The 9290-nt window shown below is 67.0% G+C and carries 8 protein-coding genes and 1 pseudogene; 1 reads left to right on the top strand and 8 read right to left on the bottom strand.

Going from position 1 to position 9290, the window contains the following annotated elements; genetic code table 11:
- A pseudogene (locus VOM14_RS30075) lies at window positions 1-156 on the bottom strand (2-methylcitrate synthase); the annotation flags it as partial.
- Window positions 157-371: 215 nt separating this feature from the next.
- Here VOM14_RS30075 and prpR point away from each other — a divergent pair.
- On the top strand, window positions 372-2366 hold the full coding sequence (gene prpR, locus VOM14_RS30070; protein ID WP_327632368.1) for a propionate catabolism operon regulatory protein PrpR: 1995 nt from the start codon (window positions 372-374) through the stop codon (window positions 2364-2366).
- Here the strand turns inward: prpR and VOM14_RS30065 are convergent.
- From VOM14_RS30065 to VOM14_RS30035, 7 genes are read right to left on the bottom strand one after another with little or no spacing between them, the layout of a single operon-like run.
- Complete coding sequence (locus tag VOM14_RS30065) at window positions 2311-2715, bottom strand: helix-turn-helix domain-containing protein (protein ID WP_327632367.1); 405 nt, start codon at window positions 2713-2715, stop codon at window positions 2311-2313. The genes prpR and VOM14_RS30065 overlap by 56 nt on opposite strands.
- The gene (locus tag VOM14_RS30060) at window positions 2712-3881 is read right to left on the bottom strand and encodes an NAD(P)/FAD-dependent oxidoreductase (protein ID WP_327632366.1); all 1170 of its coding nucleotides are present in this window, start codon (window positions 3879-3881) and stop codon (window positions 2712-2714) included. Before VOM14_RS30060 ends, VOM14_RS30065 begins: the two co-directional genes overlap by 4 nt.
- Window positions 3878-5257 carry an FAD/NAD(P)-dependent oxidoreductase gene (locus VOM14_RS30055; RefSeq protein WP_327632365.1) on the bottom strand — a complete coding sequence of 460 codons (1380 nt, stop codon included), beginning with the start codon at window positions 5255-5257 and terminating at the stop codon, window positions 3878-3880. Before VOM14_RS30055 ends, VOM14_RS30060 begins: the two co-directional genes overlap by 4 nt.
- Entirely contained in the window at window positions 5242-5556 is a 315-nt protein-coding gene (locus tag VOM14_RS30050; RefSeq protein WP_327632364.1) for a (2Fe-2S)-binding protein, read from the bottom strand. The genes VOM14_RS30055 and VOM14_RS30050 overlap by 16 nt, the downstream gene beginning before the upstream one ends.
- The gene (locus VOM14_RS30045) at window positions 5553-7391 is read right to left on the bottom strand and encodes an ABC transporter ATP-binding protein (RefSeq protein WP_327632371.1); all 1839 of its coding nucleotides are present in this window, start codon (window positions 7389-7391) and stop codon (window positions 5553-5555) included. Before VOM14_RS30045 ends, VOM14_RS30050 begins: the two co-directional genes overlap by 4 nt.
- A complete protein-coding gene (locus tag VOM14_RS30040) occupies window positions 7391-8338 on the bottom strand; it encodes an ABC transporter permease (protein WP_327632363.1) in 948 nt (315 codons plus the stop codon). Before VOM14_RS30040 ends, VOM14_RS30045 begins: the two co-directional genes overlap by 1 nt.
- Window positions 8335-9288, bottom strand: a complete 954-nt coding sequence (locus VOM14_RS30035; RefSeq protein WP_327632362.1) for an ABC transporter permease — start codon at window positions 9286-9288, stop codon at window positions 8335-8337. The genes VOM14_RS30040 and VOM14_RS30035 overlap by 4 nt, the downstream gene beginning before the upstream one ends.
- Window positions 9289-9290 lie beyond the last annotated feature (2 nt).

The following is a 9290-nucleotide window of genomic DNA, read 5'->3' as shown; positions in this document are numbered from 1 at the left end:
GATGTCGAGAATGTCGTAGCCGCGATAATGCAGATCGTTGCCCGTCTTGCCGACCGTGCACAGCGCCGTGTTGCCTGCCGTCACGCCGGACAGCGCCACGGATTTCTTCGGTTTGAAGCCGCCCGCGTTCGGCGTGCTGTTGTCTGCTTCGCTCATGAATTCGTCTCCAGTTGCAAGGTGGGTGTTTTCGGACGCAGCCTGAAATGCAAAGAACGGGCCAGGCGAAGCGGGCGACGCTAAGTGCCTGATTCGCCGGAAGCGCCGCACGACGCGAAGCCGCGCGCGTTTCATCATTGAAATGCCATAGTTTCATTTATGAAATCGATGCGCGCATAATAACCAGACTTGGCTTTACCCATTAAAGAGCCGCCGTGAGCACACCTCTCTTCGACAGCGCCCAGCGCCCGCGCATCTGGGCCATGAGCATCAGCCGCCTGCGCGATCTCTTTTTCGACATCGCCGGCGAATATGTGGAGCGCGCGGATTTGCGCATCGTCGCGCAAGGTTTCGAAGACGCCGTCCATGAAATCGACGCCGCGGGCGCGGGCCGTCCGGACGTGGTGATTGCCGGCGGCTCGAACGGCGCCTATCTGAAAACGCGCGTCGCGGTGCCGGTCGTGATGGTCGGACCGACCGGCTTCGATCTCATGCATGCGCTCGCTCGCGCGCGCCGCGACGGCGCGAAGGTCGCGCTCGTCACGCACGGCGACACGCCCGACGAAGTGCGCCGCTTCGTTGCCGCCTATTCGCTCGATGTCACGCTCGCCTCGTATCAATCGGCGCAGGACGCGGAAAGCGTCGTGCTCGATCTGCGCGATCGCGGCATCGACATGGTGGTCGGCCCCGGACTCGTGACCGATCTCGCCGCGAACGCGGGCATGGGCGCGGTGTTTCTGTATTCGCGCGCGTCGGTGCGCGCGGGCTTCGACACCGCGCTCGAAGTCGCGCAGGCCACACGGCGCGAAACGCTGCGCCGTCAACGGCTCGACAACCTGCTGCAACACTTGCGCGACGGCGTCGTCGCGCTCGACGCGCAAGGCCGCGTCGAAGCGATGAACCAGCGTCTTGCCGCCGTGCTCGGCATCGACGCGGCCAACGCGGCGGGCCGCGCGCTGCTCGACCTCGCGCCCGATCTCGCGGGCAGCCTGCCCGATTCGGACGGCGACGCGTTCTGCACGGTGCGCGGCGCGAGCTACGTCGTGCATCGCGGACCGCTTGCGACGAGCGGCGCGGCGGGCACCGTGCTGACATTCCAGGAATCGCGCGCGGTCGAGCGGCTCGACCGCACGCTGCGTTCGCGCCAGCGTGTGCAGCAGTTCACCGCGCGTTACCGGCTCGACGACATGGTCGGCGCGTCGGACGCCATGCAACGGGTGCGCGCGCTCGTGCAGCGCTACGCGCGTTCGGACGCGACCGTGCTGATTCTCGGCGAGAGCGGCACCGGCAAGGAAATGGTCGCGCAGAGCATGCATCGGTTGAGCGCGCGGCGCGACTTCGCCTTCGTCGCGATCAATTGCGGCGCCTTTCCCGAGGCGCTGCTGGAAAGCGAATTGTTCGGCTACGAGGAAGGCGCGTTCACCGGCGCGCGCAAAGGCGGCAAGGCGGGCCTGATCGAAGTGGCGCATCGCGGCACGCTGTTTCTCGACGAAATCGGCGAAATGCCGCTTTCGCTGCAAAGCCGCTTGCTGCGCGTGTTGCAGGAGCGCGAAGTCGTGCGGCTCGGTTCGACGGAGCCCACGCGCGTCGACATTCGCGTCGTGGCGGCCACGCATCGCGCGTTGACAAAGGGCATCGAAGCGGGCAGTTTTCGCGCCGATCTCTACTACCGGCTCAACATTCTGAGCATCGCGCTGCCGCCGCTGCGCGAACGTCCCGCGGACTTGCTGCCGCTCGCCGTCGAATTGCTGTTGCAAGCCGCGACGCGCGAGCCGCGGCTCGCGGCGCGCCTGCCCGACGCGGCGGCGGCCGAACGCGTTCTGGCCGCGCTCGCCGAGCCGCTGCGCCGATACGCATGGCCGGGCAATGTGCGCGAATTGCAGAACGTGATTGAACGCATTGCCGTGGAGCTTGCCGACTTGCAGGCCGACACGCAAGCCAACGCGAGCGTGAACAACATGTCAACGCCGCCGCTCGTCACGCGCGACATGTTGCGCGGCATCGCGCCGGAAATCACGGAGCCGCACCACGCGCGCTCGAAAAAAACCGCGCCCACGCTACGCGAGCGCAGCCGTCACGTGGAAGCCGACGAAATCCGCGCCGCGCTCGCCGCGCACAACGGCGACCGCAATGCCGTGTGCGAGGCGCTCGGCATCAGCAAGACGACCTTATGGCGGAAGCTGAACGCGGCGCGGCAGGCTTCGCGTTAGCGGCGCCATGTTTGCCCGCGTTGGCCGCCGCGCGTTGCTGGATGAACATGCTCGGCGTCATGCCGCAGCATCGTTTGAAATGCCGGCCAAAATGGCTTTGATCGAAGAAGCCCACCTCGGTCGCGACCACCGAACCGGGCACGCCTTCGAGCAGCAACGTCTGTGCGCGCTGAATCCGCACGCCGCACAGATAGCGATACGGCGACGATCCATACTGCTGCCGGAACACCGTCGCAAAGCGCGACACGCTCAGCGCCGACAGCTCGGCCAGTTGCGCGAGCGTCACCGGCTCGTTGAAATGAGCGTCGATAAAAGCGCGCGCGGCATTGAGACTGAAGGACTGTTTCATGACGTGACGATGGTCGAGCAAGGCGCGGACGCTTTGGCAAAACGGCGGATCGAAAACTTGTCGAGCGGAATCGGCGTGCTGCCCGTATCGACGAGTTCCGCCATCGTCTCGCCGACGCCTGGACCGATCTGAAAGCCCGCGCCGTTGAAGCCGAACGCATAGAAGAGACCGTCGGTCGTGCTGCTCGGACCGATCACCGGCTCGCCGTCCGGCAAATAGCTTTCGACGCCGCTCCACACGCGAATCACGTGTAGCGGCGCGAGCGCGGGCACGAGCCGCCGCATCTGCGCGAGCTGGCGCACGGTGTTGCGCGGCAGCACCGACGCGCGGCTCGTCACGGCATCGGCCGGACCCGCCGGGCCGCCGCCCACGATGATGTTGCCGCGCGGAATCTGCCGGAAGTAGATGCTCTCTTCCTTGATCGACGTGAATACGCCCATCGACGACTTGAACACGTACGGCACCGGCTCCGTCACGCACATTTGCGGCCCGCTCACGGTGAGCGGCGCGCCTTCGCCGAATTGGTCGGACAGACGCGTGGCCCACGCGCCCGCGCATATCACGAGTTGCGCCGCGTGATACACGTCGCCGCGCGCGCTTTCCACGCGAAAGCGGCCGCCCTCTTTTTCGACGCGCACGATCTCCGTATTCTCGATCACCTGCGCGCCGAGACGCGCCGCCGCGCGTCCAAAGGCGGGCGACGCAAGCCGCGGATTCGCATGGCCGTCGAGCGGCGAGATGGACGCCGCCAGCACTTCGCGGCCAAGAAACGGAAAGCGCCGGAACATCGCGTCGCCGTGCAGCACTTCGAGTTCGAGCCCGTGAGCGCGCGCGTCGATCGCGTATTGATCGAAATTCTCGACGTCCTTCTGGTGATAGCACACGCGCGTGTGACCGACCGGCAGAAACTCGATGTCCTCGCCCAGCAGTTCCGCCGAGCGCTGCCAGGTGCGCAGCGCTCGATTGGCCATCGCGAGTTGCGACAAGGCGCGGCCTTGCCGGCGGATGCCGCCGAAGTTCACGCCGCTCGCCTGTTGTCCCGTCAGTCCGCGTTCGAGCAGAATCACCGAGCGCTTTCTCTGACGCAGAAAAAACGCGGTGGTCGTGCCCATGATGCCGCCGCCGATCACGATCACATCGGCTTCATTGCGAGTCGCCGCGCTCATTCGGCCACCTCCTCGGTCATCGCGACGGGCAGCGGTTTGACAGGCGCCTGTCCGCGCAGCCGTCCCACCGACGACAGAGGCACACACGCCGCCGCCGCAACGATTTCGGCGCCCGCGTGCCCGCAGTAACGCCCCTGGCAACGGCCCATGCCGACCCGCGAAAACGCTTTCGCGCGATTGGCTTCCTGCGCGCCGCCCTCGCGTACGACGCGCCGCAGTTCGCCCGCCGTGATCGCTTCGCAGCGGCAAACAATGGTCTCGTCGGGCAGCGACGCGGCGAACTTCGCCGGCCACGGAAACGCCTCGCGCAAGCCCGCGGCGAAGCGCGCGAAGCGCGCGAGTTCGGCGCGCAAGCCGTCCATGCTCTTCATGGCCGCGAGCTGCATGCCGTGATCCTGCATCGCCGCGAGCGCGGCGAGGCGGCCCGAGCGTTCGGCTGCGTCGGCGCCGCGCACGCGCGCGCCGTCGCCCGCGAGATACACACCCTGGATGCTGCTGCGGCCATCGCGGTCGATTTGCGGAAGCCACTGCTGCGTGTCGTCGTCGAAGAGAAAGCGGCAGCCGGCGAGGTCCGCGAGTTGCGTCTCCGGGCGCAAGTGATAACCGAGCGCGACCGCGTCGCATGCGAACCCGATGCGCTTGCCGCCCGGCAGCGCCACTTCCACGCCGCTCACGCCGGCTTGCGGCGTGCCTTTGATTTCAAGCGGCTGCACGCCGCGATACACCGGCACGCGCGCATTCGACAACACGCGCGTCAGCGCAATGCCCTTCCTGAGCGCGGCGGGAATGGCCAGCAAGCGCGGCAACGCGGCGACGCGCTGCATGAACGTGGACGTATCGAGCACGGCGGCGACCCGCGCGCCCGCCTTCACGTATTGCGCGGACACGAGATACAGGAGCGGTCCGCTGCCCATCATCACGATGCGCGAGCCGATTGCGCAGCCTTGCGATTTCAGCGCGACCTGCGCGCCGCCCAGACTGTATGTGCCGGCCTGGTGCCAGCCTTTCACGGGCATCAGCCGGTCGGTCGCGCCGCTGCAAATGATGAGCGCGTCGAACGCGAGCGTGCCGTAGCGCGTGCCGCTCACCGTGTGCACCGCATTCGCCGAGATATTCCACACCAGCGTTTCCGGCAGGTAATCGAGCTGGCTTTTCAGCGCGTCGAAGCTGCTGTGCAGCGAAGCCGCGCGCGCGGCTTCCGTGCCATAGAGCGTCTCGTAGCTGCGCGAAAAACCTTCCGGCTGACGCCGGTAGATCTGTCCGCCGTCCCTGCGTCCTTCATCGATTACGGTTGGACGAAGCCCTGCTTCCACGAGCGCCTGCGCGGCGCGCACGCCCGCCGGTCCACCGCCGATCACGACTACGCGCGGGGCCATACGCCCTCCCCGGCCTCGGCCAGTTTCGTCACGATCGACATGCCGGGCATCGCGGGCGTGCTGCACGCGCGCACGCGCTCGCCTTGCGCGGTCCAGACCCAGCAGTCCTGGCACGCGCCCATCAGACAGAAACCGGCGCGGCGGCCATCGCCGAATTCGGAATCGCGCAAGGTGCTGCCGCTCGTGAGCAGCGCGACCATCAGCGTGTCGCCTTCGGCGGCCTCGCGCACCACGCCGTCGACGGTGATCGGAAACGTCTTGCGGCCGGTTTCCGCGAGCCGCACAAATCGCTGGTTCATGCCGGGATCGTCTCCAGAGCCTGCAGGCGGCTCAATTCGGCGGCCGAATGGTGGCAAAGAATCTCGGCGCCGGAAGGCAGCTTTCTGAGCGAAGGCGGCGTGGTGTTGCACATTCCGTCGATGCGCACCGGGCAGCGCGCGCGGAACGAACACAGCTCGGGCACGGCGGCGCTCTCGCCCATCGCGGGCAATGCGCATGCGGCGACGTGGCGGCGCGCGTCGAGCCAGCCAGGCTTTAGTTCGGGTACCGAATCAACCAGCAAACCCGTGTACGGATGGTACGGCGGCGCGGCGAGCACGTCGCGCTGTCCCGCTTCCACGCGTTGGCCGGCGTACAGCACGATGACCTCGTCGCAGATCGCGCGCACCGTCGAAATGTCGTGGCTGATGAACATATACGACACGCCCAGCTCGCGCCGCAATTCGGCGAGCAGATCGAGGATCGCGGCGCCGACCACGGTATCGAGCGCGGACGTCACTTCGTCGCAGAGAATCAGCGCGGGATCGGCGGCGAGCGCGCGCGCCAGGTTCACGCGCTGCTTCTGGCCGCCGGACAATCCGGCAGGCGCGCGCGTCGCGATCGAAGCGGGCAGCTTCACGAGATCGAGTAGCGACAGCATGCGTTTTTTCGCCGCCGAGCCGCGCAGATGGTGATAGAACGCGAGCGGCCGGCCGAGAATATCCGCAATCGAATGGCTCGGATTGAGCGCCGTGTCGGCGTTCTGGAACACGATCTGGATCTGCCGGTACTGGTCGGGCGTGCGCTGCGATAGTTGCGCGGGCAACGGCTCGCCGTTGAACAGCACTTCGCCGCGAGCACGATCGACGAGACCCGCCACCACGCGCGCGAGCGTCGTCTTGCCCGATCCCGATTCGCCGATCACGCCGAGCGCGCTGCCGCGGGCAATCGCGAGACTCACGTCGTCGAGCACGCGCACGGCGGGCACGCCGTCACGGTCGATGCGCCCATACCCCGCCGACAGTCCGCGAATTTCGAGCAGCGGGGGCACCTGCGCGCCGCCCTGCGGCATGGCCGCCGCCTCGGGCCGGCGCGTCGCGGCGAGCAGCTGGCGCGTGTACGCATCGACGGGCGCGTCGAGCACTTGCGCGACCGCGCCGTTTTCCTTCACCGCGCCGCCGTTCAGCACGACGATGCGGTCGGCCATCTGCGCGACCACGGCGAGATCGTGCGACACGTACACGGCTGTCGTGCCGAGTTCGCGCATCACCTTCTTGAAAGCCGCGAGCACTTCGATCTGCGTGGTGACGTCGAGCGCGGTGGTCGGCTCGTCGAACACGACGACAGCCGGATCGGTGATCAACGCCATGGCCGCCATCAAACGCTGCAACTGGCCGCCCGACACCTGATGCGGATAACGATCGCCGATCGTCTCCGGCGCGGGCAGCGCGAGCGCGCGAAAGAGGCCGATGGCTTTGGTGCGCGCGGCTTCCTTCGTCATCAGTTGATGCAGCAGCGCGGGCTCGGTCACCTGATCCATGATCGTGCGCGCCGGATTGAAACCGGCCGCCGCGCTCTGCGCGACATACGCGACGGTGCGCGAGCGCAGCGCGCGGCGTCCTTTCGCATCGAGCGACAAGACCTCGACGTCGCCGATCCTCACCGAGCCGCCGCTGATCGCGCAGCCGGCGCGCGCATAGCCGAGCAGCGACAATGCGATGGTCGTCTTGCCCGAGCCAGACTCGCCGATCAGCGCGAGCACCTCGCCCTTCTTCACCGAAAAATCGACGCCCTTGACGATCTCCGTCAGCGGCCCATGCGCCGGTCCGGCGACGACCCGCAGCCCCTTCACTTCAATCATGTCCCGCTCGGCCATCATGCGTCTCCGTGGCTACGGCTGCGACGCCGCAAGTTGTCGATCAGCAGGTTCATGCCGATGGTCAGCGTGGCAATCGCGACCGCCGGCATCAGCACGGCGGGCGCGCCCTCCGACAGGCCGCCGATGTTCTCGCGCACGAGCGAACCCCAGTCGGCGTTCGGCGGCTGCACGCCGAGGCCGAGGAAACTGAGGCCGCTCAGCAGCAGCACGATGAACACGAAGCGCAGGCCGAAATCGGCGAGCATCGGATGAATCATGTTCGGCAAGACCTCGACGCGCGCGATGTAAAGCAGCCCTTCGCCGCGCGCGCGCGCCACCTGCACGTATTCGAGGCCCATCAGGTTCAGCGCGAGCGAGCGCGAAATGCGGAACGCGCCAGGAATGTAGGCGAGCGCGGCGACCGTGGTAAGCATCGGAATCGACGAGCCGAATGCGGCGATCACGACGAGCGCGAGCACCTTGCTCGGAATCGAAATGAACGCGTCGAACAGGCGGCTCAACACTTCGTCGATCCATTTCGCCGAGACCGCGGCGAGCAGGCCGAAGAAGGTGCCGATCACGCTCGCGAGCGTGGCCGCCGCGAGCGCGAGGCCGACGGTATAGCGCGCGCCGTAGAGAATGCGGCTCAGCATGTCGCGGCCCAGATAGTCGGTGCCGAGCGGATACGCCGCGCTGTAGCGGCCAAAAATTTCCGTGGACGTCAACGCGCCGCCCTTGTACGGCGCGACGAGCGGCCCGACGAAGGCGACCAGCAGCCAGAACAGCACGATCAGCAAGCCGATCAGGCCGAGCACCGAAAAGCGGTGCACGAGACGTTGCAGCGCGTTGTGTTTGACGGGCGCCGCTTCGACGGCCGGCGTCTCGGCGACGGCTTCGTCGCGGCTGACGTCGTACAGTTCGGTGCCGGCGTGAGGAACGTGGGGATTGGTGGTTCGGCTCATCATCGACGCAGCCTCGGGTTGGATACGATTTGACACAGGTCGGCGATCAGCACGAGCGCGAGATATGCCGCGCAGAACACCATCACACAGCCTTGCACGAGCGGCATGTCGCGGTTCGTCACGGCGTCCACCATCAGGCTCGCGAGGCCCGGATAGTTGAAGATGGACTCCACGATCACCACGCCGCCGAACAGATACGAGAGGCTCAGCGCGACCGCATTCGCAATCGGCCCGATGGTGTTCGGCAGCACGTGCCGCAACACCACGCGCACGGGCGAAGCACCCTTGAGCAGCGCCATTTCCACATACGACGAGTTGAGCTGGTCGAGCACGGCGGCGCGCGTCATGCGCGCCATCTGCGCGACGATCACGCAGCACAGCGTCATGACCGGCATCGCGTAGATGCGCAGCAGCGCGCCGAACGAATTCACCTCGGACAGATACGACAGCGCGGGCAGCCAGCGCAGCTTCACGGCGAAGATCAGCACCGCGATGGTCGCGACGAGGAACTCGGGCACCGCCACCGCCGAGAGCGTCAGCACGTTCAGCACGCGGTCGAGCAGCGAGCCGCGGAACATGGCCGACGTGATGCCGATCAGCAGCGCGAGCGGCACCGAGACCACCGCCGTCAAGCCGGCGAGCACGAGCGAATTCGGCAGGCGCGTCGCGATCAGTTCGCTCACGGGCATATTGTTCGACAACGACGTGCCGAAGTTGCCGCTGACGATATGCAGCAGCCACTCGCCGTAGCGTTGCAGCGCGGGCTGGTCGAGCCCGAACTGATGCCGCAATGCGGCGACGGCCTCGGGTGTGGCCGCCTGGCCGAGCGCCTGCTGCGCGGCATCGCCGGGAAGCAGCCCCGTAATGCCGAACACGATCGCCGAGACGAGCAGCAGGGTGAGCAGCGCGAGGCCGAGGCGCGCGGCGATGAGTCGTTGCGCGTGTGCTTTCATCG

It is taken from the genome of Paraburkholderia sp. MPAMCS5, from assembly GCF_036016995.1.
Lineage (GTDB): Bacteria > Pseudomonadota > Gammaproteobacteria > Burkholderiales > Burkholderiaceae > Paraburkholderia.
The sequence above is the reverse complement of the archived record's forward strand: the minus strand, read 5'-3'. Positions and strand labels throughout refer to the sequence as shown.

Bases quoted from the DNA above. Each gene is read 5' to 3' on its own strand.
- VOM14_RS30065 (WP_327632367.1), bottom strand. From the start codon at position 2,715: ATGAAACAGTCCTTCAGTCTCAATGCCGCGCGCGCTTTTATCGACGCT.
- VOM14_RS30060 (WP_327632366.1), bottom strand. From the start codon at position 3,881: ATGAGCGCGGCGACTCGCAATGAAGCCGATGTGATCGTGATCGGCGGC.
- VOM14_RS30055 (WP_327632365.1), bottom strand. From the start codon at position 5,257: ATGGCCCCGCGCGTAGTCGTGATCGGCGGTGGACCGGCGGGCGTGCGC.
- VOM14_RS30050 (WP_327632364.1), bottom strand. From the start codon at position 5,556: ATGAACCAGCGATTTGTGCGGCTCGCGGAAACCGGCCGCAAGACGTTT.
- VOM14_RS30045 (WP_327632371.1), bottom strand. From the start codon at position 7,391: ATGGCCGAGCGGGACATGATTGAAGTGAAGGGGCTGCGGGTCGTCGCC.
- VOM14_RS30040 (WP_327632363.1), bottom strand. From the start codon at position 8,338: ATGATGAGCCGAACCACCAATCCCCACGTTCCTCACGCCGGCACCGAA.
- VOM14_RS30035 (WP_327632362.1), bottom strand. From the start codon at position 9,288: ATGAAAGCACACGCGCAACGACTCATCGCCGCGCGCCTCGGCCTCGCG.